The sequence below is a fragment of the Streptosporangium canum genome (assembly GCF_900113865.1).
Taxonomy (GTDB): domain Bacteria; phylum Actinomycetota; class Actinomycetes; order Streptosporangiales; family Streptosporangiaceae; genus Streptosporangium; species Streptosporangium canum.
In genome coordinates, this window is record NZ_FOQY01000009.1 from 88355 (window position 1) to 111967 (window position 23613).

At 69.6% G+C, this 23613-nt stretch carries 23 protein-coding genes and 1 tRNA gene; 11 read left to right on the plus strand and 13 right to left on the minus strand.

The window, feature by feature from the left end:
• From BM085_RS15670 to BM085_RS15680, 3 genes are read right to left on the minus strand one after another with little or no spacing between them, the layout of a single operon-like run.
• Positions 1-675: an ABC transporter ATP-binding protein gene (locus tag BM085_RS15670; RefSeq protein ID WP_093887717.1), complete on the minus strand. Its 675-nt coding sequence runs from the start codon at positions 673-675 to the stop codon at positions 1-3.
• On the minus strand, positions 668-2377 hold the full coding sequence (locus tag BM085_RS15675) for a peptidoglycan-binding protein (RefSeq protein ID WP_245789343.1): 1710 nt from the start codon (positions 2375-2377) through the stop codon (positions 668-670). The genes BM085_RS15670 and BM085_RS15675 overlap by 8 nt, the downstream gene beginning before the upstream one ends.
• Positions 2377-3162 carry a hypothetical protein gene (locus BM085_RS15680; protein ID WP_093887719.1) on the minus strand — a complete coding sequence of 262 codons (786 nt, stop codon included), beginning with the start codon at positions 3160-3162 and terminating at the stop codon, positions 2377-2379. The genes BM085_RS15675 and BM085_RS15680 overlap by 1 nt, the downstream gene beginning before the upstream one ends.
• 152 nt (positions 3163-3314) lie before the next feature.
• On the opposite strand from BM085_RS15680, the gene BM085_RS15685 reads away from it, so the two are divergent.
• Positions 3315-3527 (plus strand): hypothetical protein, encoded by a 213-nt coding sequence (locus BM085_RS15685; RefSeq protein ID WP_093887720.1) that lies wholly within the window; start codon positions 3315-3317, stop codon positions 3525-3527.
• A 272-nt stretch (positions 3528-3799) separates the two neighbouring features.
• On the opposite strand, the gene BM085_RS15690 is transcribed toward BM085_RS15685, so the two are convergent.
• Positions 3800-3872 (minus strand) — tRNA-Ala (locus tag BM085_RS15690).
• 269 nt (positions 3873-4141) lie between these two features.
• Here BM085_RS15690 and BM085_RS43055 point away from each other — a divergent pair.
• Positions 4142-4897 (plus strand): thermonuclease family protein, encoded by a 756-nt coding sequence (locus tag BM085_RS43055; protein ID WP_143120939.1) that lies wholly within the window; start codon positions 4142-4144, stop codon positions 4895-4897.
• A 344-nt stretch (positions 4898-5241) separates the two neighbouring features.
• On the opposite strand, the gene BM085_RS15705 is transcribed toward BM085_RS43055, so the two are convergent.
• The 5 genes from BM085_RS15705 to BM085_RS15720 all read right to left on the minus strand — a co-directional run bounded on the left by BM085_RS15705 (position 5242) and on the right by BM085_RS15720 (position 9775).
• A complete protein-coding gene (locus BM085_RS15705) occupies positions 5242-7482 on the minus strand; it encodes a family 2 encapsulin nanocompartment cargo protein terpene cyclase (RefSeq protein WP_093887721.1) in 2241 nt (746 codons plus the stop codon).
• Between the two features lie 404 nt (positions 7483-7886).
• The gene (locus BM085_RS15710) at positions 7887-8627 is read right to left on the minus strand and encodes an HAD-IA family hydrolase (RefSeq protein WP_093887722.1); all 741 of its coding nucleotides are present in this window, start codon (positions 8625-8627) and stop codon (positions 7887-7889) included.
• A gap of 29 nt (positions 8628-8656) precedes the next feature.
• Positions 8657-8776 carry a DLW-39 family protein gene (locus BM085_RS45245; protein ID WP_211264163.1) on the minus strand — a complete coding sequence of 40 codons (120 nt, stop codon included), beginning with the start codon at positions 8774-8776 and terminating at the stop codon, positions 8657-8659.
• 153 nt (positions 8777-8929) lie between these two features.
• Complete coding sequence (locus BM085_RS15715) at positions 8930-9340, minus strand: VOC family protein (RefSeq protein WP_093887723.1); 411 nt, start codon at positions 9338-9340, stop codon at positions 8930-8932.
• Between the two features lie 150 nt (positions 9341-9490).
• The gene (locus BM085_RS15720; RefSeq protein WP_093887724.1) at positions 9491-9775 is read right to left on the minus strand and encodes a GNAT family N-acetyltransferase; all 285 of its coding nucleotides are present in this window, start codon (positions 9773-9775) and stop codon (positions 9491-9493) included.
• 715 nt (positions 9776-10490) lie between these two features.
• Here BM085_RS15720 and BM085_RS15725 point away from each other — a divergent pair.
• The 3 genes from BM085_RS15725 (at position 10491) to BM085_RS15735 (ending at position 12108) form a co-directional block, all read left to right on the plus strand.
• Positions 10491-10862, plus strand: a complete 372-nt coding sequence (locus BM085_RS15725; protein ID WP_093887725.1) for an STAS domain-containing protein — start codon at positions 10491-10493, stop codon at positions 10860-10862.
• A gap of 330 nt (positions 10863-11192) precedes the next feature.
• Positions 11193-11591 carry an ATP-binding protein gene (locus BM085_RS15730; RefSeq protein ID WP_093887726.1) on the plus strand — a complete coding sequence of 133 codons (399 nt, stop codon included), beginning with the start codon at positions 11193-11195 and terminating at the stop codon, positions 11589-11591.
• A gap of 106 nt (positions 11592-11697) precedes the next feature.
• Positions 11698-12108 carry a GNAT family N-acetyltransferase gene (locus BM085_RS15735; protein WP_093887727.1) on the plus strand — a complete coding sequence of 137 codons (411 nt, stop codon included), beginning with the start codon at positions 11698-11700 and terminating at the stop codon, positions 12106-12108.
• A gap of 41 nt (positions 12109-12149) precedes the next feature.
• Here BM085_RS15735 and BM085_RS15740 read toward each other — a convergent pair whose 3' ends face one another.
• A complete protein-coding gene (locus BM085_RS15740) occupies positions 12150-12623 on the minus strand; it encodes an NUDIX domain-containing protein (protein WP_093887728.1) in 474 nt (157 codons plus the stop codon).
• 174 nt (positions 12624-12797) lie between these two features.
• On the opposite strand from BM085_RS15740, the gene BM085_RS15745 reads away from it, so the two are divergent.
• Positions 12798-13889, plus strand: coding sequence for a polysaccharide deacetylase family protein (locus BM085_RS15745; protein WP_093887729.1), 1092 nt, complete (start codon positions 12798-12800; stop codon positions 13887-13889).
• A gap of 26 nt (positions 13890-13915) precedes the next feature.
• Here the strand turns inward: BM085_RS15745 and BM085_RS15750 are convergent, their stop codons facing one another.
• Positions 13916-15172 carry an MFS transporter gene (locus BM085_RS15750; RefSeq protein WP_093887730.1) on the minus strand — a complete coding sequence of 419 codons (1257 nt, stop codon included), beginning with the start codon at positions 15170-15172 and terminating at the stop codon, positions 13916-13918.
• Between the two features lie 449 nt (positions 15173-15621).
• Here BM085_RS15750 and BM085_RS15755 point away from each other — a divergent pair, with 449 nt between their 5' ends.
• The 5 genes from BM085_RS15755 to BM085_RS15775 all read left to right on the plus strand — a co-directional run bounded on the left by BM085_RS15755 (position 15622) and on the right by BM085_RS15775 (position 19651).
• Positions 15622-16638, plus strand: coding sequence for an alpha/beta fold hydrolase (locus tag BM085_RS15755; protein ID WP_093887875.1), 1017 nt, complete (start codon positions 15622-15624; stop codon positions 16636-16638).
• A 132-nt stretch (positions 16639-16770) separates the two neighbouring features.
• Complete coding sequence (locus tag BM085_RS15760) at positions 16771-17526, plus strand: class I SAM-dependent methyltransferase (RefSeq protein ID WP_093887731.1); 756 nt, start codon at positions 16771-16773, stop codon at positions 17524-17526.
• 185 nt (positions 17527-17711) lie between these two features.
• Positions 17712-18197, plus strand: a complete 486-nt coding sequence (locus BM085_RS15765; RefSeq protein ID WP_093887732.1) for a DUF6153 family protein — start codon at positions 17712-17714, stop codon at positions 18195-18197.
• An 84-nt stretch (positions 18198-18281) separates the two neighbouring features.
• Positions 18282-18908: a DUF305 domain-containing protein gene (locus BM085_RS15770; protein WP_093887733.1), complete on the plus strand. Its 627-nt coding sequence runs from the start codon at positions 18282-18284 to the stop codon at positions 18906-18908.
• Positions 18909-19126: 218 nt separating this feature from the next.
• Positions 19127-19651 (plus strand): DUF4396 domain-containing protein, encoded by a 525-nt coding sequence (locus tag BM085_RS15775; protein ID WP_093887734.1) that lies wholly within the window; start codon positions 19127-19129, stop codon positions 19649-19651.
• 8 nt (positions 19652-19659) lie between these two features.
• Here the strand turns inward: BM085_RS15775 and BM085_RS15780 are convergent, their stop codons facing one another.
• Complete coding sequence (locus BM085_RS15780) at positions 19660-22491, minus strand: DUF5682 family protein (RefSeq protein WP_093887735.1); 2832 nt, start codon at positions 22489-22491, stop codon at positions 19660-19662.
• Positions 22488-23603, minus strand: coding sequence for an ATP-binding protein (locus BM085_RS15785; protein ID WP_031158397.1), 1116 nt, complete (start codon positions 23601-23603; stop codon positions 22488-22490). The genes BM085_RS15780 and BM085_RS15785 overlap by 4 nt, the downstream gene beginning before the upstream one ends.
• Positions 23604-23613: the final 10 nt, after the last annotated feature.

The following is a 23613-nucleotide window of genomic DNA, read 5'->3' on the forward strand; positions in this document are numbered from 1 at the left end:
CTACTCCTCCGCGAGGATGCCGTCGGTGATGCGCACCCGGCGCCCTGCCCGGTCGCTCACCTCGTTCTCATGGGTGATGACCACAATGGTCATGCCCTGGGCGCGCAGCTCGTCGAACAGGTCGAGCACGGCGTCGGTGTTCTTACTGTCGAGGTTGCCGGTGGGTTCGTCGCACAGCAGCAGCGACGGTTCACCCATCAGGGCGCGGGCGATGGCGGCGCGCTGCCGCTCTCCGCCGGACATCCTGCCTGGCAGGAAGTCCATCCGGTGCGACAGCCGTACCCGTTCCAGGGCCCGCATCGCGCGCTTCCGCCGACCCGTGCGCGGCCCGGCGCCGTAGACCTCGGCCAGCATGACGTTCTCCAGCACGCTGCGGTGCGGCAGCAGGTGGAAGGACTGGAAGACGAAGCCGATACGGCTGCCGCGCACCTTGGTCCGCGCGCCCTCCTTCAGCGTGGTGGTCTCGATGCCGTCGAGCCGGTAGCTGCCGCTGGTCGGCCGGTCGAGCAGGCCGAGCATGTTGAGGAGGGTGGACTTGCCGGACCCCGACGGGCCAACTATGGCTACATAGCCCGATTTTTCGACTCTTAGGTTGATGACGGAGAGCGCCCTGACGGGCGGATCGGTGGGGAACTCCTTGGTCAGGTCGTCGAGCAGGATGACCGGCTCAGGCACTGTTGATCACCACCAGGTCGCCCGGCTTGAGGTCGCCGGTCACCTCCACGGCTCCGTCGGCGGCCAGGCCGGTGCGCACCTCGACCTCCGTGGTCTGGTCGGGCGCGGTCTCCACCTGCACCCGGGCCTTGCCGTCTGCGGCGGTGACGACCGCCGCGGCGGGAACCACGAGCACCTCCTTGTCGGTGGCACCGATGGTCACACGGACGGTGACGGGAGCGTCGGCGAGCTTCTTGAGGCCCTTCATCGAGGCAGGAGTGATCATTACCGGCACGGCGCCTTTCGCGTCGCGTCCGCCGAGGGAGGTCACCGTGCCGGGGACGGTCCTGCCGGCCTCGGGTTCGATGGTCGCCTTCAGCCCCGTCTTCAGCCGCCCGGCCTCAGCCGCGTCCACCGAACCTGAGACCACGAAGGTGGAGCTGGTCACCGTGGCGATCGGCCTGTCCACCAGCTCGCCCGCCTTGACGGTCGCCCTGTGGAGGCGGGCCGGCAGCTTGGGCAGGAAGACGATCTCTCCCGGCGGGATGGTGGTGCCGTAGGTCCGGGAGAACTCGGCCAGCAGCGCCTGTGCCGCGGCCAGGTCACGCTGAGCGTTGGCCACCTTCAGCCTGACGGGCGAGAGCTGCCTGGCCTGCCTGAGCGTCTGCTCGGCGGTGACGACGGCCTCCCGCGCCGACCGGACGTTCTTCTCCAGCTCGGTCAGCCGCTTGTCCCGCGCGATCCCGGCCTCCTCCAGCACTCGCTTCAGCGCCGACCGGGCGGCGGCCAGATCCGCTCCGGCGTTGGCGACCCGGAGTTCGAGCAGGCGGGTGTCGGCAGGCGGCTCGATCGGGGCGCCGGCGCTGGGGCTGGGCGTGGAGGTGGGTGCGGGGGTAGGCGTCGCGCTAGCCTGGGCGAGCTCCCGCTCGGCGGTCAGCAGCCTCTCCTCAGCCGTCCGCACAGCGCTCTCCGCGGCCTCGACCTTGGCCTCGTCCTCGGTGGTGTGGTCCTGTGCCCGCGCGCTCCCCAGTGCCCGCCTGGCCTCCTTCAGATCCCGCCGGGCATTGGCGAGCCTGACGTTCAGCGGGAGCACATCCATGCCCTGATCAAGCGCCTTACGCTCGGTCACGAGCACCTCCTGCGCGGTCTGTACGGCCCTGCGCAGGTCATCGCTCCTCTGCCGCATCTCCAAGGTGGGTTGCTGTGCCTCATAGCCCCGCCTGGCGTAGAAGCGCGACACCGCGGCGATGGTCGCCTGGTCGAACACTCCGGTCACGGGCGTGCGGTAACCAAGTCTGCGCAGCGCCCTCTGCAACTGCTTGACATCGGCCCCCTTGGCGCCGGGGAGGAGGCTGCGGTGCATCGGCACCTTGCCGGAGAAGACGAACACCGGGCGCCCGTTCACCTCCATCACCACCGCGCCCTCCGCGATCATGCCCCGCCGGGGAGCACGAGTGGCCCGCTGAGCGGTTTCGCTGCCGCCCACCACCCCGGCCAACGACATCGGGTACGGCGAGCCGTACTCCAGGGTGCCGCTGACCACGACGGTGCTGACCAGTTTGCGCCGCTCGACCGGGGCGGTGACCAGCGATGGTCTGGGTGGCTTGCGCACCGCCGCCTCGTCGGCTGGGGAGCGCAGCTGAGTGCTCACTCCCCAGCCGGCCCCCGCGACCACCAAGACCACGGCCAGCACGAGCAGCAGCTTGCCGCGAGGGGTGCGCATCACCGCTCTTGGAATCCGTACTTCACCCGGGCCTCGTTGGTGAGCCGCTTTTGCAGGGGGATGAAGGCGGCGTAGAAGTCCTTGCCGCACTCCAGATCGGCCAACGCCGACGTGATCTCCTTGGCGAGGTACGGCCTGGCCGCCTCCGCCGTGACGGTGCCCGCTTTGCCGAGCCGATCGGCCTGCTCACCCCATACCTCCATGCCGCGGGCGCTCAGCGCGAGCGGCTTCGCGGAGGTCACCCGCTCGCCTTTGGACTTCAGGCACTCGGCGAACGGCGCGGCGAGCTCCAGGAGCTTGGGGTCGCTGTCGAGATCCTTGTCGATGTTCTCGATCTCCGTGCTCATCTGGTCCTGATAGTCGGCGACCGAGGTGACCTTCAGGCCGTTCACCTGCCGGAGGGCGGCGACCCGGCACTCGTTCATGGTCTTGAGGTAGGCGTCCCGCTTGGCGCCGGAGAGGCCGCCGATCGTCGCCTGGTTGGGGTCCGGCGCCCGCGTCTCCGGCGGCTTCGGATAGACGACGGCGGAGAAGACGCCGAAGCCATACTTACCGCGGGCCTCCTTCATCGCCGCGTAGTCAGCGGGGTCCGCATCGGCCTTCTTGGGCCGGCTGACCGAGGAGGTGTAGGGGAAACCCTTCTGCTTCATGCAGGTGGCGATGGCGTTCTCCCGCTCGCGGGCCTTGTCCACCGTGGCGCCGCCGCCGTCGGCTGCGGGGGTTGTGTTTCCCCCACAGCCGGTCAGCACCGCCAGGCCGAGCAGAGCACACACCAGCACACGCATCAAGGACTCCTTCACGGTGGAATCACGCCGCCCTCACGACGCCATGGCCACTCTGGAGGCCGCTTTCTTCCACTCCGTATTCACCGGGTATCCGTGCGCGCTCAGCCGTGTATCCGCCAGGTATCAACGCCACGGGTCGCCTGGTAGCGGCAGTGCTTGGCGGGATCTTCCTCGCCCAAGGTCACTACCTGTTCCTCTGGGCCCAAGCATGGAACCCGCATCGCGGCACCACTGCCGGAACCCCGTACAGCCAGGCGGCAGCCTTCGGCATACTGCTCATCAGCAAGAACCTCGCCTCCGCCGACCTCACGTCGGACGCCGGTAAGCGGACGGTGGTGATCATCGGGATCTGCGGGCGCACGTGAGGGACTTCACTCAGGACGGTGACAGGGGACTGGTCTTCGCGGGGCCGGATGACGGGCCGCCCAGGAACGCCGACTTCATCCGGTGCGTCTGGGATGGGCGCTTCAGGAGGTGGACTTTCCGAAGCCCCACTTTCATGACCTGCGGCACACGGCGACACCCTGGCCGCGAATGCCGGGGCGTCCATCCGGAAGCTGGCCGGGGCCGAATGAAAATCAAAGCCCAGGCTGCGGAGACCACGACCGACCTGGGCTTTTGTGTGTCCTGAGGAGGGTGGAGCCTAGGAGATTCGAACTCCTGACATCCTGCTTGCAAAGCAGGCGCTCTGCCAACTGAGCTAAGGCCCCGCGATTCAAGCCGTTGACCTGCGCACATGCTCCGCTTACGACTTGCTTCAGTCGTACACCGTAGCAACAAGACCCGCTTCTGCGCCACTTGGCCCCTGTGCCTGCCCTCTGGCGGCTCAGGTGCCGCACGGGCGGAGCGGGGTCGCCTGTTATCGTCCACCCATTATTGCCATTTAGTGCGTTTATTTTATGTCTATTGATTTCGCATTAAATCGGTCCAAATTCTGCTGGCTTGACGGCCCGCCCTCCTCAGGCATCAGGAGTTCCATGTGAGAAGAGGTATTACGACGATCACGTTGGCCGCCGTGGTCACATTCGCCACCGCGGGCTTCGCCCTTCCGGACGGCGTCGCACCGAACGTACCGGCGGGGGCGGTCCGGGCGAAGGTGAAGAAGATCATCGATGGTGACACCTTGGTCCTGCTCATCGGACGGAAGGAGTCGAAGGTCCGGGTGCTGGAGGTGAACGCGCCCGGCGGAAAGGAGTGCTGGGCGAAGGAGGCGACCGCGCGGGCGGCCAAGCTGCTGCCGGTGGGCTCCATGGCGTACACGCTGGCCGACAGGAAACCTCAGGACAGGAATGGCCTGAGCCTTCTCTATGTCTGGAATTCCGACGGCGTTTTCGTCAACCAAAACCTCATTCGGTATGGATATGCGAAATGGAAGTCCATGACACCGAATGACCGGTTCACCGAACGCCTGAGGAAGGTGGAGGAGAAAGCCGCCAGGGAACGTCTCCGGGTCTGGTCCGGAAAGTGCGGCGGCACGGCCACTCCGACGCCCGTCCCGACCTCGACCGGGACTCCGAACCCACCGAAGCCGAGCCCCACCGCAAAGCCGAGCCCCACCCCGAAGCCGAGCCCCACCCCGATGCCGAGTGATACGGCAAGCACCGGGAACGACCCGCGCTTCCGGACGTGCGGGGAGGCTAACGCCGCAGGTTACGGACCTTACCGGCGGGGCGTCGACCCCGAATACGCCTGGTACCAGGATCGTGACGGAGACGGCCTGGTCTGCGAGCGCTAGTCGCGCCCGACCAGGCATCGGGGTGTCCTCGCCCAGGCGGGTTGGTGACTCCGCGGAGCGACGAGGCGGAGCACCGCAAGACCACAGTGAGAAGCCGCAACATGCCGTGACGACCTGGCCTGCCCGCTCCATCCGTGGTCGTGGGCCGAGGGAAAGGGAAGGCCGCCGCCCGGGTCGAGGTACCGAGGCCCCACCGGCCTGTAGCCGGTGGGTGCCCGTGTCTGTTTCCCAGGCGGAGCCGAGAAGGATCACGGCCGGAACTCGGACTGCCCGGTCGGACCACCCCTGGTCACGCCCTGCCCGGCTCAGCATCACCCCTGGTCACGCCCTGCCCGGCCGGCCGTTCAGCCTCGGAACCTACCGGCCCCGACCCGCACCGCCGAGGTGCCCAGCCCCGTGGGCAGAAGCGAGAAGCCCGTCGGCGCTTCCGGAATGCGGCTGCGCCGGAGCTCGGCCTCGGTGTATCGCGCGCACTTGCGGTGCCATTCCAGGATGCCCGACATCCACTCCTTGAGGTCGTCGGCGTGGCGGGTGAGAATCCTGCGGGTCGGCTCGTCGAGGGCGAAATCGTCAAACAGCGCAGGCAGGCCGGTGGCGATGATGTGCTCGAACTGCTGCATCCGTGCTGTCATCAGGTCGGCCACCACGTCTCGGGCCTTCCACCTGTCCACTTCCAGGAAGTTCTCCACGACCAGGACGAGGTTGTGGACCTCGCCCTCGAACTCGATCTCCTTCTGGTAGGAGAACAGATCGTTGGTGAAACAGGCGTAGTCCTGCGCCGCGGTGTCCAGCTCCCGCATGACCCGTGTCTGGTAGATCTCCGCAGGCACCGTGTCCGAGTGCGCGAGCCGGGCCAGGCTCATCGTCATGTCCGACCCGAACGTCTTGCGGCGCATCTCGATGTAGTCGACCGGGTCGGGGACACGGTGCTGGGTCTGGTTGACCAGCTCCCACAACCAGCTCTCGGTCATGTCCTCGACCGCCTTGCGGAACTGCTGCCGGGCGGGCATGCTCATCGGCCCCGCGGTGCGCCGCCACAGGTCTTCCAGCCCCCGCTCGATCGTGTTCGTCGGCTCCGGGGTGGTCCCGGCGTCCAGCGGCATGAACGCCGACAGCCGGTCGTTGCAGAGCTTCGCCGCCACGAGGTCGCGGGGCACCCCGAACACCACGGGGAAGTAGTCGTCACCGTACGTTCCCCAGGCCAGCCAGTCCGAGGACAGGTTGAGCTGTTCGGGGCTCGCGTCCGCGTGGATCATCGCGGCGCAGTGGGCGAAGTCGAAGCCGATGAAGCGCCGCTCGTCCCACAGCCCGCCGGCTTCCACCCCGGGCATCGAGTCGAACATGCCCATCCGCCGCGCCCAGCCGACCGCGTGGCGTCGCGCGGCGTCCAGGTGGGGGCTGGTACGGATCGGGTAGGGCATGTAGAGATCCGGCGGCGGCAGATGCCCCACCGGCTGGAACGGCGTGTGGGACTGCTGCTGGGACCTGCGCCGCAGGCCCAGCCGTGCCGGGGAGGGCATCGGTACGGCGGCGGAGGTGCCCAGGCCGGTCGGGCCCCTCAGCACGCCGGCGGGCCCCGAGGCGGCGCCTTCGTTCATGTACCGGCTGGATCTCGCGTGCCACTCGTGTCCGCCGGACTGCCAGTCCTGCAGGCCCTTGACGTAGGCGGCGACCCCGATCTGCTCGTGCACGGGCACGGCGTTCTCGGCCAGCAAGGCCGGGACCTCGATCAGCGTCGTGTTCTCGAACTGCTGCAGCCGGGAGGTCAGCAGGTCGTTGACGAGCTCGGCGGCCTCCTGCGTCGGACAATCGAAGAATCGCTCGAAGACCAGCACCGCGTTGGAGTTCTCTCCCTCCTCCTGGACCTCGCGCTGGTAGGAGAACAGGTCGTTGCGCAGGTGCACCGCGTCCGAGAACGTGTCCGACAGGACCCGCATCGGTCGCGTGCCGGCGAGACCGTCGGGGATCTCCGCGCCGACGGCGTATTCGACGAGGTTGGCCGACCAGGGCGCTCCGCCGACCCTCCGCCGCATCTGCACGTATTCGATCGGGTTGGCGATCCGGCCGCGGTCGATGTTGTCCAGCTCCCACATCGACTCCACCATCAGGTTGTGCGTGCTGGTGATGAAGCGCTGCCGCCACCCGTGCGACATCGCCGGAACCGTACGCTCCCACAGGTCTTTCAGCCCCGCCTCGGCCGGGTTGGCCGGCTCCGGCGGCGTCTGCCCGTCCGCGGTCATGAACAGTTCGAGGCGGTCGAGGTGGGCCTTCGCCCCGAGAAGGTCGCGGGAGTACTTGAACTGCTCAAGGAAGTGGTCGTCGAAGAAGAACACCCAGACGTACCAGTCGGTGATCAGATCCAGGGTGGGGCCGTCGCAGTCCGGGTGGGTGTAGGCGCACATCAGCGCGTAGTCCATCCTGGCCAGCTCGGCGTCGTCCCACACGACGCCGCCGCCGGGCTTGGGTGCGTCGAGCATGCCCATCTGCCGGGCCCAGGCCGCGCTGTGCTCGCGGGAACGCTCCATATGAGGATTGATCCTGGCGGGATATGGCATGTAGAACTCGGGCAACGTGAAAGCCTGCATGAGCGCGCCTACTCTCTTGAGCCGACCGATGCGATTCACTCAGGGTAAAGACATTGCCACCAAGGGTAATTTATCGCAACGCCCGGCCGTGGGATATCCCCGCAGAGATCCGCTCGCCGCCGGGGCCGTGGAGACGCGCTCTTTCATCCGTCAGGAGAAAGGCCTCGAACGGCGGCATTCCTTCTCCCGGGTCCGTGGTTCACCGGCAGGGGCTCCGGTTCTTCTCCGCGGGCGCGCCGGATCGTCATGACAGCAGGCCGCGGCCGTAGGCGACGGCCACGGCCGGAGACAGCACCGTCTCCCCCAGCGCCGCCGCCCGCACGGCGCGGAAGACCTCCTCGCGCGGGGCGGTGTGGATCCGCGGGGCGGTGTGGATCCGCGCGGCGATGCCGTCGGCCGCCCGGTCAGAGGGCCGAGGCGCACACCGGCGTCTCCACCTGCGCGCTGCCGAGCACCAGGGCGGGGAAGTCGGCGACGGAGTCCAGGATGTGCGTGGCGCCGCCCTTGAGGAGGCGCTCCTTGCTGTGCACTCCGGTCAGGACACCGGCGACCACCGACGCGCCGGAACGACGGCCGCAGAGCATGTCGCTCTCGGAGTCACCGGCCACCGCGACCTGACGGACATCCTCGATGCCGAGACGCAGAACCGCGGCGAGGACCATGTCGGGCATGGGGCGGCCACGCCCGGCGTCTTCCGGGCAGAGCGCGAGATCGACCTTGTCCGACCAGCTCAGGGCAGCCAGCACCCGGTTGAGCGTGATCCGGCTGAAGCCGGTGATGAGACAGATCTTGACGTCGGCGGCGCGGAGCTTCTCCAGCACCTCGACGGTGCCGGGCAGCGGGGCCAGGCCCGCGCGCCCGATGGCGCCCTCGTAGGAGCGCTCGAAGGCCAGGTTGGCCGCCTGCGCCTGGGCCTCGTTGTCGGGGAAGATCCCCCGGAAGACCTCGATCGTCGGGCAGCCCCGGGACCGGTGCACGTGCACCATGGCGCGTGCGTACGCACCGGTCCCGGGCACGATGCCCTGCGTGGCGATCGCCTCGGCGAACGCCCGTTCGACCATGGCGATATCACCGATCGTGGTGCCTGCCAGATCCAGACAGGCAAGCCTGATGGGTGTTACTCCCCCATCTTGGGCAAGGACCATGAAAGCACCCAAATCGGTAGCCGCGTTGTTCAGTTTTCGCTGCCGGTGGCCTCAGTCCACAGATCCAGCTCGGCGCGGTCAGCCTGCACCTTGCGCCAGACCAGCAGTCCCCCAAGCGCGACCAGCGCCAGAACGAGCAGCTTCTTCACGGTGTGACCCCACTTCTTGACGGTCTCACCTGCCGGGGTGAGACAACGCCCGGTTCCAACGGTTCCCTGCAGCCTAGCAAGGGATCAGGCCATGATCTGGCTTGCACCGTAAGCCAACGTGGCAAATCTGCGCCAACCGGGTGATTTTAATCATCATGTCGTATGGCTCGCGCCCGACCGATCGCGATCCGCGACCAGTTCGACCTCGAAGCCGTCCTCGTTCTCAAGATAACCCGCGTATTGGTCGGTTCCGCCCGCATGCGGGTGCCGATCGGTGAACATCAAGGTCCATCCGTGCTCCGGAGCCGCCGCGACCAGCGCATCCACCCTCTCCGAGCCGATCACGCGGAACGCCAAATGATTCAGACCCGGTCGGCATCGATCATGAGAGGGAGCGGTCATGGCCGGCGACTGCTCGACGACGATGTACACGCCGTCCAGTGCCCAGCTCCGGCCGTCGCTCCATTCCTGGAAGCTCTGGTATCCCAGCTCCCCCAGCAACCATCCCCATGACCTCGTCGCGCGGCCGAGATCGGGCACCCACAGCTCGATGTGATGCAGCATGGCCCCAGATCCTGCCATCCGCCACGGCCTCCGCGTACGGCCCGGCCGGCACCAGCCCGGACAGCGCCGCCCCGGGCCGAGTGGCGCCGCTCGGCCGGACGGCGCCATCCGGCCGAGCGGCCCGGCCCGCCGAAGGGGGACCGGGAATGGTCAGCCGCCTTCGACGAGGTCGGCGTAGCCGGGGTGACGTTCGATCCAGGTCTTCACGAACGGGCAGCGCGGCACGATCTTCACCCCTTCGGCGCGGGCTCCGTCCAGCGCCGCGCGGACGAGCGCGCCCCCCACCCCGTTGCCCTCGAACTCCGCGTCGACCTCGGTGTGGGTGTAGACGATGACACCGTCGCGCCGGACGAACTCCAGCTGTCCGGCGTGCTTGCCGTCCACCTCCGCCTCGAAGAGATCACCACCGGGCGAGAGCTTGACATCGACCTGCATGCGGCCTCCTCCGTCTGGCCGCCGGACGGCGGCGCCTCGATCAGCGGAACTTCTGCCCCGTTCATTCCCGGGAAACGTCCGTGCCCGGAGCCGGGAGGCCCGTGGCGTGCACCTGCGGCCCGGTGGCCGGGCACGGATTCTCTCCCCGCGGATCGGGCGACGACGGTCTCGAACCGGGCCCGAGCTGGGCGGGACCAGGCAGGACGACGGCCGGCTGCCCGGCGGGCACTTCACAAAAAGGATCCGACGAGATTTTGAAGGACAAGTAAACTGGGAGTGATTACAGCGGCACTGATCCACCCGCCTTTCCCGAGGTGGTCAGTGCTTTCACCGAAGACTCGAGATCGCGGGTGAACAACGTCGGCGTCCAGCAGGTCACTTCAGCCTCCGAAGCACCGTGCCCGATCGCCGTACGGCTCCGCGGCATCGTGACCCTGCCTGCCGCCAGGGAGCCGGCCCGGATGCCGGCGCGGCCGGGCCGGCCGGTCCGGGCGCCGATCACCGCGGCACGGCAGGAGCCGCGCGAGCGGGCCGGGCACGTACGGCGACGCCTCCGGAAGCCGGTCGCCTCCTCGCGGAGCATGCCACCGCCTCAGGTGCCCTGCCGTACGACGGTCGCGATCGGGCAGGTGCTCACCGGGCCCGGTTCAGGTCTTTCCGATGACACCGCCATGTCGCCCCCTTCCACCCCTCGACCGTCTGCAGAGGTTTCCCCGTGAGCACTGCCGTCCATGTCACCGTCACATCCGACGACACCCTGGAGAACGTGTCCCTGCTCGCCCTGGCCGGCGAGCTCGACTACACCAACGCCGAGCGGCTCCAGCACGATCTCCAGGAATCCATCGGCGCCGAGTCGCGCGATCTCATCGTCGATCTGAAGGATCTGACGTTCTGCGACTCCACCGGGATCCAGGTGTTCCTGGCCGTCCGGAAGCTCGTCCACGGCCGTGGCCACAGCGTCGTCCTGGCCCAGTTGCATCCCCGCCTGGAAAGACTCTTCCACCTGACCGGGCTCACCCAGGCCTTCGGCATCCAGCCCACCGTCGGCGACGCCGTCGAGGCTCTGCAGGCACAACAGTCGTCATAGGGTCCCGTACGAGCGGGGTCCGCGTGCCGTCGCACGCGTGTCCCGGCCCGTAATCCCTGCTCGTCCGGCTCACGCGTCAGCCTCGCCCGGCTCACGCACCGCTCTCGTCCGGCCCGCACACCGGCCTTGTCCGGCTCGCACACCGGCCCGCGGCGGCCGGGTCCGCGGCGGGCGGTCGCCGGCGGATATCTCGTCTGCCCGCATGGTCGTAAGTTGGCAATGACCGGGCAGGTGTTTAGCATCATGTAACTCGTCAGCAACGCCCTGATTCTGGAGCGAGTCGGCTCACCTTCCGGTGACTGCCAGACAAGGCGACGTCAAGGGGGTGTCGTGACCGGCGACCACGGCCAGCACTGGCCGATCGACGACGATCTCACCGCTCTGCGGCAACGTCTCCTCAGCCATGCGGCTGACGCCGGTATGCGCGGTGAACGTCTGGACGATCTGCTTCTCGCGGTCAACGAGGCCGTCATCAACGTTCTGGAGCACGGCGGCGGCAAGGGCACGTTGAGCATCTGGCACAACGACACCTGCATCACCGTGGAAGTCATCGACAACATGGGCGACCTCGCCCCCCGGGACGTCCCTCCGGAACGCCCCACCGGCACGGTGCGGGGCTTCGGCCTGTGGCTGATGAGCCAGCTGTGCGACGAGTTCAGCATCCACCAGGCCGCCGGGGAGTCGCGCGTCCGCCTGCGGATGCTCCTGCACCCCAGTCCCGCCCTGTAGCCCCCGCTCCACGGTCCGATCCGATCCGACGGGGTCGATAAACGGATCGCCCATACCGGCCGCCCCTGGATATCCTGCCCACCCGCACGATCTCCAGAGGGAGCGCATGTCCATGATCCGCTACTCCGACACCGTCGACACGATCGAAGCCGACCGGCTTACGGGCTTCTTCGTGGGATGGCCGACTCCCGCGTCTCCCGAGCAGCACCTGGCGGTTCTGCGGGGGAGCTACCGCGCGGTCATCGCGATCGACGAGGAGACGGACCGCGTCGTCGGCTTCATCAACATGATCAGTGACGGCGTCCTCACCGCGTTCGTCCCCTGGCTGGAGGTCCTCCCCGAATACCAGGGGCAGGGGATCGGCAGTGAGCTGGTGCGGCGGATCCTCGCGGACACCGAGCACCTCTACTCCGTCGACCTCCTCTGCGACGCGTCGCTCCAGCCCTACTACGAGCGCTTCGGCATGCTCCGGCTCCCCGGCATGACCCTCCGGCACCGCTCCGCCCTCCAGGGCTGAGGCGACGGCCCCGGAGAACCGCCTGGCTCCGGGGCCGCGGCTCACCTGGGGACGGCCCTGCCGTACTCCAGATATGCCGGTCCGCCGAGCTCGCGGGCGGCGACCGCCGCCTTGACCCGCCGGGCCAGGCGCTCGTTCAGCAGGCCGTCCACGTCCTCGACGGGGTGGAAGCCGAAGCCGGTCAGCTCGCCGTCGGCGAACGTGATCCGCCTGAGCGCGTCCGCGCCGAGCACGCCACCGTCGAAGACGAAAAGGATCAGGTCGCCCACTCCCGGGTGAGGCGCCCAGTCCACCGCGAGCAGGCGGCCGATCGGCGGCTGGATGCCGAGCTCCTCACCGACCTCGCGGACACAGGCCTCGTAGGGGGTCTCTCCCGGCTCCACGCCCCCGCCGGGGATATCCCGATCCGTCTTGTAGGACGGATGGACGATCATGACGCGGCCGTCCTCGTCGAAGAAGAGCGCACCCGCGGCCGCCCGGGCACGGGCACGGGGCAGGCCTCCCTGCTCACTCATGATTTCGACTCTAGGCGAGCCCCGTCCGCCGGACCACGGGCAGATCGCCTACCGGGCCGGCGCCGCGATCCCGCACCGGCGGCGGGTCCGCGGCTCCTCTCGCCCAGGTACGAAGCCTTTGCCTGAGACGGAGATCAATCCGCAGGTCAGCGGGGGATGACGAGCATATCGTCTGTGCGCTGGGGGGATTCGATGGGCCTTCTTAGGGTGGGCAGGGTCGGTGTGGCGGTCGCGGCGGCGGGCGCCGTGCTCGTCGGGTGCATGCCGTGGCAGGGTGAGGAACCGCAGGACAAGAAGGACGCCGGCGTGGCGGCCGCCGCCAAGGCCTCCGCGGCCGCGGCCGGGCAGGCGGCCCTTCTCAAGACCAGGCTGGCGACCGCCGCGAAGGTCCACGCCAACGAGCTGGGGCAGATCCCTGTGCTCATGTACCACCGGGTGGTGGACAAGCCGGCGACCCAGGACGACCGCACCCCGCAGCAGTTCCGCACGGAGCTGGAGCGGCTGGCCAGGGAGGACTACGTCCCGATCACGGCGGCCGAATACGTCACCGGGCGCATCGACATCCCCGCGGGGCGGCACCCGGTCGTCCTCACCTTCGACGACTCGTCCCCCTCGCAGTTCGACCTGGACGGCATGGGCGCGCCCAAACCGCAGACCGCCGTCGCCATCCTCCAGGAGGTCGCCCAGCGTCACCCGGGATTCCGCCCGGTGGCCACGTTCTACGTGACGCGTGACATGTTCGGGAAGACGACCCCGGAAGAACAGGCCCAGATGCTGATGTGGCTCCGTGACAAGGGGTTCGACATCGGCAACCACACCCGCGACCACCAGAGCCTCCGCGGCAAGCCGGAGAAGCAGGTGAGCTCCGAGGTCGCCGCCGGCCACGAGCTCATCACCAAGCTGCTGAACACCAACCCCGTCACGCTGGCGCTGCCGTACGGCAACCAGCCGACCAAGAAGGAGTGGGGCCGCAAGGGCGCCGCCGGTGACGTCTCCTACGACTACGGCGGGGTGTTCCTCGCCGGATACACCCCCGCCTTGTCGCCGTTCAACAAGAAGTTCGACCCGGACGGCATCCCGCGCATCCGCTCGATGGACAAGACCGGCGACTGCGTGAAGTTCTGCTCCACCGCCTGGCTCGACTGGCTGAAGGCGAACGGCGACGAGCGCTACACCTCTGACGGCGACGCGAAGACGGTCGCCTTCCCGAAGTTCAAGACGCCGTTCGTGGTCAAGCGTTACACCGACCGCGTCCTCGCCTACTGACCCGCGTCCGGTGTCCCGCCTCGGCGTCAGTGGGACAGGACCCCGGTCTCCTCGGCGGGCGCCGGGGCGCGGAGGCCCCGCACCCCCGGGGAGAGCAGCGCGGCGAGGGAGGACAGCACGACGACCGCCGCGCACCCGAGCAGGGCGGGCCTCGGGCCGACCACGATCGCCAGCGGCCCCGCCACCAGCAGACCGACCGGGCCGAACATCAGGGATCCGAGGGCGTCGTAGGAGCTGACCCGCGACAGTGACTCGGCCGGGATCTCCCGCTGCATCGTGGTGTTCCACAGCACGCCGAAGATGTCGAAGCAGACCCCCATCACGACCGCCCCAAGGACGATCGTCCACAGCGGGGTCCCCAGACCGAGCAGCAGGTAGGGCAGCGCCGTGGGCACGGTGAGGATCGTGCCGACCAGAATGGGGCGGCGGGGGCGCAGCCGCAGCGCGACGAAGACTCCGCCGATCATGCCGACCGCCTCGCCGGCGAGGATCGCCGACCAGGCCGCCGCCCCGCCCAGGTGCTCCTTGGCCACCAGCGGCCCGAGCACGCCGTGCGCGGCCTGCACGGCCATCACCAGTACCGAGAACTGCGCGACCACCACCCACAGCCACTGCCTGGAGACGAACTCGCGCCAGCCGCCGCGCAGGTCGGCGAGGACCGAGTGGCTCCCGGCCGCGGAGCGTTCCGCCGGGGTGAGGCGGAGCGCCGCGATGAGCACGCCCGCCACGGCGAACATGGTGCCGCTGACGACGAGCGCCCAGCCGCCGCCGAGCAGGACGACCGTGGCCCCGCTCAGGATGAGCCCGGCGACGCGCGAGCTGTTGGCGCCCAGTCCCAGCAGGGCGTTGGCGGTCTGCAGCCGGTCGGCGGGGACGACGTCGGGGATGATGCCGGTCAGGGCGGGGAAGAGGATCGCCATCGCGACGCCGCTGATCGCCGCGGCCGTCACCAGGGCGGGGAGCGGGGTCCATCCGGTGAGCAGCATCGCGGCGAGGCAGAAGAACGCCGCCGCGTTGATCGCCTCACCGGCCATCATCACCCGGTGCCGGGGCAGCCGGTCGGCGATCACTCCGCCCACGAGCATGAACGCCACCATCGGCAGCGCCTCCGCGGCGAGGACCACCGACAGGGTCGTGGCCGTCGCCCCCGGCAGGGCGAGGATGCCGAAGGCGAGGGCCACGGGTGCGAACGAGCTGCCCAGCACCGAGACGGTCCGGGCGACGAGCAGCAAGGTGAAGCGCCGATCTCGAAGTATCTCGAGGTCGCGGCGGTAGCTGTGCACGTGCTGGCTCCTTCACGAAACGCTCAAAGAGCCTCCATCCTGCCGTTCTTCGGGCAGGATGTCGCTTCAATATGCGGGACCCGCGACAACCCGCGCCCGGAGACGCGCCGGCGGAGTTCCGTACCGCGGGGCGGCAGGGATTCCGTACCGCGGGGCGGCAGGGATTCCGTACCGCGGGGCGGCAGGGGTGAAGGCGGCGGAGACGGTGGAGAAGGGCGGGGCGGGCGCGGCCGGAAAGTCACGCGGTGAAAAACCCTCGGTCCGTTATCGAGAGCGCGAAAAGTCCCCCGGGCACGCGAAAAGGCCCACGACAAAGTGTCATACAGCCGTATTGACCTGCGAAAACGGGGCAATGAACGCTGCCCTCCGTTCAGTGCCGCGACTAAAATACCGACTCAGGAGCGCGAAGCATCGGACGATCGAGACCGGTGGTCGGCAAGGAGGCCTCCATGGACTACGACGTCTTCGACCTCGGTGATGTCCGGCTGCGGAGTGGCATCACATTGCCCGCCGCCGAACTGGCGTACAAGACCTACGGCGAGCTCAACGCCGGCAGGGACAACGCGATCGTCTACCCGACGTGGTACTCGGGTCAGCACTACGACAACGAATGGCTGATCGGCGAGGGCATGGCGCTCGATCCGTCGAAGTACTTCATCATCATCCCGAACATGCTCGGCAACGGGCTGTCGTCGTCTCCCAGCACCACCCCGCCGCCGCACGACCGGGCGCGTTTTCCGCACGTGACGATGTACGACAACGTCCAGGCGCAGCACCGCCTCGTCACCGAGCGGTTCGGGATCGAGCGTCTGGAGCTCGTCACGGGCTGGTCCATGGGAGCCGGGCAGACCTACCAGTGGGCGGTCAGCCATCCGGGCATGGTCCGGCGGATACTTCCCTTCTGCGGCGCGGCGAAGACCAGCCTGCACAACATCGTCTTCCTTGAGGGCGTCAAGGCCGCCCTCACGGCCGACGCGGCGTGGGACAACGGCTGGTACCGCGAGCAGCCGGGCGTCGGGCTGCGGGCGCTGGCCCGGGTCTACGCGGGCTGGGGCTTCTCCCAGCAGTTCTACCGGGAGAGGATCTACGAGCGCGAACCGCTCGGTTACGGCTCCCTCGAAGACTTCCTCGTCGGCTTCTGGGAGGGGTTGTTCATCAAGCGCGACGCGGACAACCTGCTCGCCATGCTGTGGACCTGGCAGAACGCCGATGTGGGCAGAACTCCGGGGTTCGGCGGCGTGGAGGAGGCACTCGCCGCGATCCGCGCGCCGGCGATCGTCATGCCCGCCGAGCAGGACCTCTACTTCCCGCCCGAGGACAGCGAGTGGGAGGTCGCCCACATGCCCAACGCGGAGCTGCGGGTCATCCCCGGCGCGTGGGGGCACTTCGCCGGCGGCGGTCTCAATCCGGTCGACACGACGTTCATCGACGACGCCCTCAAGGAACTGCTCGCGAAGGACGTGTAGCCGACGCCGTCCGTCAGGCCGCCGGTCCGGCCATCGCCCCGGCGGCCGTACCCGACCGCGCGGCCCGAGCCCGCCGCCACTGTGCGGTAAAACCCTTGGACAAGCCCCGAGGCCGGCTGGCAGTTTCGAAGGATGGCACGGACATTCGAGGACCTCGTCGCCGAGGCCGCATCCGTTTCCGTCGACGGCTGGGACTTCTCATGGCTCGACGGCCGGGCGACGGAGGAGCGCCCCTCGTGGGGATACGCGCGGCTCCTGGGTGAGCGGATGGCGCGGGCGTCGGCCGCGCTGGACGTCGAGACCGGCGGCGGGGAGGTGCTCGCGGGTGTGCCGCGGCTCGCCACCCGGACGGTCGCCACGGAGTCCTGGCCGCCGAACCTCGCGCTGGCGACCGCACGGCTGCGTCCGCGCGGGGTCGTGGTCGTCGCCACCGGCGACGAGCGGCGGCTCCCGTTCGGCGACGGCGTCTTCGACCTGGTGACCAGCCGCCACCCGGTGACCACCTGGTGGGAGGAGATCTCCCGCGTGCTCCAGCCGGGAGGGACGTACTTCTCCCAGCAGGTCGGCCCCCGGAGCGCCGTGAAGGTGACGGAGTTCTTCATGGGCCCCCAGCCGGCCGGCTCCGGACGCGATCCCGAGCTGGCCGGAGCGGCGGCCGAGGCGGCGGGACTTGAGGTGCGCGACCTCCGGCTGGAGTCGCTGCGCATGGTCTTCCACGACGTCGGCGCTGTGATCTACTACCTGCGGAAGGTGATCTGGATCGTCCCGGGGTTCACGGTCGACCGCTACCGCACCGAGCTCAGGGCCCTGCACGACCGGATCCAGGCCGACGGCCCCTTCCTCGCGCACGCGACGCGGTTTCTCATCGAAGCCCGCAAACCGGCCTGAAGGCCGCAGGAGACGGGGAACGGAAGGGGACGTCCACGGGGGGCCGGCGGGACATGCGCCGCCGAGGAGGCGACACGCTCGGCGTCACCTCCCCGGAGGGGCGCGGACGGCTGGAGTATTCTTACTACTGAAGATCGTAGAAGGTCGGGCCGGGGCGGTCCTGCCCCATGCGTACGGAGGCGAGGATGGACTGCCCGGCCCGCAGGCATCCGCTGCGGGTGCCTCGCCGGCTGTTGCTGCTCATCACGCTCGTCCTGGGCATCGCGGGAATGCACACGCTGGGACACGCGGACCACGGCAGGGACCGGCCCGGCGCGGCCGGGCACGGCGTGGCCGCGGAGCACGGCAAAATCCTGTCCGATACGACCGGGCGCGGCATGGCCGCGGCGCGCCGGGGCCCCGGGCCGGCCCTCGTGTCTCCACCGGCTCCGGAGTCCTGGGACGGGCGGCGGGTGTCGGACACCGACGGCGACCTGCCCCGTCTCGACCCGGCCTCGGTCTGCCTGGCCGTACTGACCGCGCTCCTCGTCCTGCTCCTCGGCGCGCTGTGGGCGCGGCGGCGGGCGCCGCGGGCCGGGACCGTCGCCCTCGCGTCGTCGCCGCCCGTCGCCCGGCCACCGCCCAGGAGAACGGCTCTGCGCCTGGCACGCCTTTCGGTTCTGCGTATATAGGCCGGCCACGTCGGCGGACGGTCCCCGAGACCTGCCCGCGGACGACCGGCACGCAGGTACCACGAACCGGAAAGAGACCAGTCAATGACGTTCACCAACCGATCCGCCGCCCGCAGGCTCGCACTCGCCGCCGCGGGGACCGGCATGCTCGTACTGCTCACGGCCTGCGGCGGGGATGGCCGGCTGTCGGCCGCGCCCACCGGCACGACCGGCGGCGCACAGGCCGCCGCCACGAGCCCGCAGCCGTCGGCCTCCTTCAACGACGCCGACGTCGCCTTCGCCCAGATGATGATCCCGCATCACGAGCAGGCGGTGGAGATGGCCGAGCTCGCCGAGTCGCGGGCCGGCGATCCCGAGGTCAAGGAGCTCGCGGCGAAGATCAAGGTCGCTCAGGACCCCGAGATCACCACCATGAACGGCTGGCTGTCGGCCTGGGGCAGGCCCGCCGGCCCCGAGGGGGGTCATGAGGGGCACGACATGCCCGGGATGATGACCGGAGAGGACATGGCCAAGCTCCGTGAGGCCAAGGGCGCGGAGTTCGACCGGATGTTCGCCAAGCTGATGATCGCCCACCACAAGGGGGCGATCGAGATGGCCAGGACCGAGCAGGCCCGGGGGAGCAACCCCGAGGCCAAGGCGCTGGCCAGGAACATCGAGACCACGCAGCAGGCCGAGGTGGAGCAGTTGCAGGGACTGCTCGACCGTCTCTGACGCACACCCTCTGACGCACGCTCTCTGACGGCGCTTCGCGTCAGGCCGGTGCTCGGGTGCGCATACACCCGGGCACCGGCGCCACTCCCTGGCCCGTCCGCCGGCGCGATCAGTCCTGCTACCGGAATAATCCGCCGTTGCCCATGTACCCCCATGGGGTATAAATTTGCACATATCGGGGACGGCGACAGGGCCGGCTGATGGGCAAGGAGATGGCGATGTCCGAATCGACGCAGCACACGGGCCACGTCGGCCACGGAGAGCACCACGGGCACGATCACCACGCGTCCATGGGCCACTCCCCGACGGTGACGTGGCGGATGGCCGCGTCGGCGACCCTGCACTGCCTCACCGGGTGCGCCATCGGCGAGGTGCTCGGCATGGTGATCGGCACGGCTCTGGGCTGGTCCAACACGGCGACCATCGTCCTGGCCGTCGTGCTGGCCTTCTTCTTCGGCTACGCCCTCACCATCGTGGGACTACGCAAGTCCGGCCTCAGCTGGCGCGAGCTCGTGAAGTTGGCGCTCGCCGCCGACACCGTGTCGATCATCGTCATGGAGATCATCGACAACGGCGTGATGATGGTGGTGCCCGGCGCCATGGACGCCGGGCTCACCTCGGGCCTGTTCTGGGGCGCTCTCGCGTTCGCCCTGCTGGTGGCCTTCCTCGTCACCACCCCGATCAACAAGTGGATCATCGGCAAGGGCAAGGGGCACGCGGTGGTCCACGCCTACCACCACTGAGAACCGCCTCATCGGCCGGAGGCGGACCTCCCGGCGAGCAGTCCCGCGACGGCGTCCGCGGCCTCGGGATACCGGACCAGCAGATCGGCCACCTCGCGGTGCTCGGGTCCGCCGACGAGGTGGCCGGTCGGCTGCCACCCCGCCTCGCACCCGAGCAGCGCGGCCACGGCGTCGCATGCCGCCGGGTGACCGGCCAGCAGATCGGCCACCGGCCCGGCCACCGCGGGTACCGGCCCGGCCACCGCCTTCGGCGTCTCCCGCGCCGACCACGGCGGCACCCACGTGTCGACGGAGGACAGGGCCGCCGGGAACGTGCGGCCCGCCTCGCGGACGAGCACGGGCACCAGCTCGTGCGCCTGGTCACGCAGGGTCGTGATCAACTTGGGGAGCCACGGGAGCAGGACGGCGTCGGGCAGCCGGGCGAAGGCCTTGGACATCACCTCGACCACGAAGGGCGCCAGCGCCGGAACCGGCTCCAGCGCCTGCACGAACCCGCTCAGGTACAGCGGGAACGCCGGGACGACGAGGGGGTTGCCCAGCAGCTCGTCACACCGCGACCGCAGCTCGGCCTGCGCGAGCATGCCGAGCCGGAACTGGGCGGCCCACAGCAGCGCCACCTTCGCCGGCGCCTCGGGGTGCGACTGCCGTACGGCGAGTTCGAGCTGGGCGCGGTCACAGCCCAGGGCCAGCGCGAGGCTCTCCATACTGGACAGGAACCCGAGCATGGCGGCCACCTGGCGGACGCCGGCCTCCTCGTCCACGAAAGCGGTCGGCAGCAGCGTGCAGTAGTGCGCGTACCCGGTGGTGACGAAGGCCTCGCACCAGGCCGGCAGCGCCGGCTCGGTGGCGCGGTAGTGGGCCAGCAACCGGCGGATCCGGCGCAGCACGTCGGGGGCGTCGTCCACGGTGCGCTCGGCGGCCAGCAGTTCCACGGCCCGCCCGCCGAGCTCGTCGGTGAACCGCCGGCTGCCCAGGTACAGGATGGCGTCCTCCACCGCCGCGAGAGCGACGGCGGCGGTGGCCTCAGGTGCCCACACGGTACGGCGCAGGCGCTGCTCCAGCACCTGCTCGACGGTGACTCCCTCGTAGCCCAGCTCGATGATCGATCGCTGGTGGCGGCCGATCGCCAGGTCCCAGCTCTCCTGGATCGGCCGCTCGCCGAGGCGACGCGCGCCCATGATGGGACGGACGGCGTCCTCGGGCAGCAGGTAGCGCAGCATCCACAGCAGGTGGGAGCAGGGCACCAGCTCCGGGTCCGCTTCGAGGTTCAGCAGCGCCCGCTGCTGGGTGCGCTTCTCCAGGTCGAGCCCGAGCGGCTTCAGCCGGTCGTAGACGTCCTGGGCCAGCGGCGGGAGCGCCCGGTAGCCGACCTCTCCGATCCGGTCACCGCCCAGCAGGATCTCGCACAGGCGGCGCACGTCCCGGCGGCCGGGCACCACGTCCTTCTCGATGCACGTGACCGCGGCGTCCTGGAAGTCGTAGGGCGTGGGACGGGCCCGGTTACGCAGGCCGGCGAGCAGGATGGACGTCTCGAACACGGCGATGGCGTCCGCCGTACTGGCCAGGTAGCCGTTGCGGCGGGCCAGCCGGACGATGTCGACGCACCAGCCCAGCAGCTCCGCCTCGTCGAGACCGTCCAGCGCGGGCGGGTTCGCCAGGAAACCGGACAGCCGGTCGGTGACCGGCCCCTGCGGGACGGGTGCCGCCGGCCGCGCGCGCCCGGAGCGCTTGCGGGCCCCCTTCTGGCCTTCGAGCTGGTACGGCGTGACGCCGTGGCGCGCCACGGCCTTGGTCCAGGTCGCCGCGGCGATCGACACCGAGCCGGAGGCCAGCGCGAACTGGGCCTCGATGGCGGAGTGGCTGGACGGGATGAGCCCGTACAGCCAGCGCGTGGCCGTCCGGGGGCTGATGTCGTAGGCCGGCGCCTCCGCCGCCAGGCCGAACTGCTCGACCCGGCTGGCCGCGTGGAACGCGCCGCACACGTACAGGCACTGCGACGGGTCGGCGTCCGACGCGGCCAGGTGCTCCCGCATCCGGGTCCACATGTAGCGCTCGCGGTCCTCGTCGCGGGCCAGCCGATCGCCCCCGTCGGGCCCCAGCCGCCGGAACAGGCTGCCGATCAGCACCATGACCTGGCGGTAGGTGTCGTAGTCCGCTCCGGCCAGGGGCTGCTCCACGTACTGGTCCCACCATTCGGACCAGTGCCGGACCTTGCCGTGGTGGAGCAGGTGCTCCTCAAGTTCGGCGAAGCGGGGCCGCAGGTCGCCGATCTCGACGCCGACGGCGTCGCCGTGCAGGGCCGCTTCCTCGCCGTGCCCGGCGGCGCCGTCGGCGTCATCGGCGGCGGCCGGCTCGGCCGACTCGGCCGGTTCGCGGGGCAGCCACTGGAAGACATGGTCCGCCGAGCGGTCCACCAGCACCAGCTCGACCCCCGGCGTGTCGAGGGCGTAGGCGATGGCCTGGTACTCGGCCGACGCCTCGGTGATGGGCGCCACGACGCTGAGCGGCCCCCAGTGCGGCGGGAAACCGTCGATCTCCGACGCGAACGCCTGCAACGCCACGGGCAGCCGGCAGTTGCGCAGCTCGTCCAGGAGCGGCCGCAGGTCCTCGCACAGCTCCAGGTAGATGACCTTGGGCTGCTTCTCCCGCAGGCGCCGCACCATGGCCAGCGCCGAGGCCGGTGAGTGGTGGCACACCGGGAAGATCTCAAGCTCCTCGCGCAGCGCCCGGTCGACGTCGTCGACCAGGCCCGACAGGATGCCGGGCAGGGCGCTCGGCGCGTCGGCGAAGGCGGTGGCGGCACCGAGGAGCTGCTCGCGCAGGGCGCCGAAAGGACTCATGACAGCGTGGAGATCGCCTGGCGGCCGCCTTCGAGGAAGTCCTTCCACTCCCCGCCTTCCTGCTTGCTGCGGGGCTCGACGACACCGTGCCAGTACTTGTTCAGGATGGCCAGGTCCTCAGGACTGCGACGGGCCAGTGAGCCCACCAGCGAGCCGGCGAGCGTCTCGGCCCGCAGCGTGCGGTCGCCGAAGAAGTGGCTGTGCAGGATGGCGTCCTCGATCACGCCGATCTGCTCCGCCGTGGACAGCGCCGACTCCAGCTTCTCGTCGTCGCTGGTGGCCGACGCCGCCGCGGCCCGCAGGTCGGCGAAGCTCTGCAGCAGGATGTCCAGCAGCGTGGGCGGCAGGTCCAGCTCGATCCGGTGCCGGCGCAGCAGTTCGGTGGTGCGGAACCGCACGATCTCCGCCTCGCTGCGCTTGTTCGTCACCACGGGGATCCGGATGAAGTTGAAGCGCCGCTTCAGGGCCGACGAGAGGTCGTTCACGCCCCGGTCCCTGCTGTTGGCCGTGGCGATGATCGAGAATCCGGGCTGGGCGAACACGATGTTGTCGTCGTCGAGTTCGGGGACGGACACGTACTTCTCGGAGAGGATGGAGATCAGGGCGTCCTGCACGTCGCTGGTCGAGCGGGTCAGCTCCTCGAAGCGGCCGATCACGCCCTGCTCCATCGCCGTCATGATCGGCGAGGGGATCATCGACTCCCGGGACTGTCCCTTGGCGATCACCATGGAGACGTTCCACGAGTACTTGATGTGGTCCTCGGTCGTGCCGGCCGTCCCCTGGACGACCAGGGTCGAGTTGCGGCAGACGGCGGCCGCGAGCAGCTCGGCGAGCCAGCTCTTGCCGGTGCCCGGATCCCCGATCAGCAGCAGACCGCGGTCCGACGCCAGGGTCACGATGGCGCGTTCGACGAAGCTGCGGTCACCGAACCACTTTTGGGAGATCTCCCGGTCGAGCCCGTCGGAGCGCTCGGACCCGAGCACGAACAGCCGCACCATCCGGGGGCTGAGCCGCCACGAGAACGGTTTGGGGCCGTCGTCGACCGACTCCAGCCAGTCGAGCTCCTCGGCGTACTTCACCTCGGCGGGGGCACGCAGCATCTCGTCGGTCATTCGCGGGGTC

Excerpts from the sequence above, each read along its gene's own strand:
- BM085_RS15675 (WP_245789343.1), bottom strand. The coding sequence starts at position 2,377 with ATGCGCACCCCTCGCGGCAAGCTGCTGCTCGTGCTGGCCGTGGTCTTG.
- BM085_RS15680 (WP_093887719.1), bottom strand. The coding sequence starts at position 3,162 with ATGCGTGTGCTGGTGTGTGCTCTGCTCGGCCTGGCGGTGCTGACCGGC.
- BM085_RS15705 (WP_093887721.1), bottom strand. The coding sequence starts at position 7,482 with ATGCAGGCTTTCACGTTGCCCGAGTTCTACATGCCATATCCCGCCAGG.
- BM085_RS15710 (WP_093887722.1), bottom strand. The coding sequence starts at position 8,627 with ATGGTCCTTGCCCAAGATGGGGGAGTAACACCCATCAGGCTTGCCTGT.
- BM085_RS15715 (WP_093887723.1), bottom strand. The coding sequence starts at position 9,340 with ATGCTGCATCACATCGAGCTGTGGGTGCCCGATCTCGGCCGCGCGACG.
- BM085_RS15720 (WP_093887724.1), bottom strand. The coding sequence starts at position 9,775 with ATGCAGGTCGATGTCAAGCTCTCGCCCGGTGGTGATCTCTTCGAGGCG.
- BM085_RS15735 (WP_093887727.1), top strand. The coding sequence starts at position 11,698 with ATGTCCATGATCCGCTACTCCGACACCGTCGACACGATCGAAGCCGAC.
- BM085_RS15740 (WP_093887728.1), bottom strand. The coding sequence starts at position 12,623 with ATGAGTGAGCAGGGAGGCCTGCCCCGTGCCCGTGCCCGGGCGGCCGCG.
- BM085_RS15755 (WP_093887875.1), top strand. The coding sequence starts at position 15,622 with ATGGACTACGACGTCTTCGACCTCGGTGATGTCCGGCTGCGGAGTGGC.
- BM085_RS15760 (WP_093887731.1), top strand. The coding sequence starts at position 16,771 with ATGGCACGGACATTCGAGGACCTCGTCGCCGAGGCCGCATCCGTTTCC.
- BM085_RS15765 (WP_093887732.1), top strand. The coding sequence starts at position 17,712 with ATGGACTGCCCGGCCCGCAGGCATCCGCTGCGGGTGCCTCGCCGGCTG.
- BM085_RS15770 (WP_093887733.1), top strand. The coding sequence starts at position 18,282 with ATGACGTTCACCAACCGATCCGCCGCCCGCAGGCTCGCACTCGCCGCC.
- BM085_RS15775 (WP_093887734.1), top strand. The coding sequence starts at position 19,127 with ATGTCCGAATCGACGCAGCACACGGGCCACGTCGGCCACGGAGAGCAC.
- BM085_RS15780 (WP_093887735.1), bottom strand. The coding sequence starts at position 22,491 with ATGAGTCCTTTCGGCGCCCTGCGCGAGCAGCTCCTCGGTGCCGCCACC.
- BM085_RS15785 (WP_031158397.1), bottom strand. The coding sequence starts at position 23,603 with ATGACCGACGAGATGCTGCGTGCCCCCGCCGAGGTGAAGTACGCCGAG.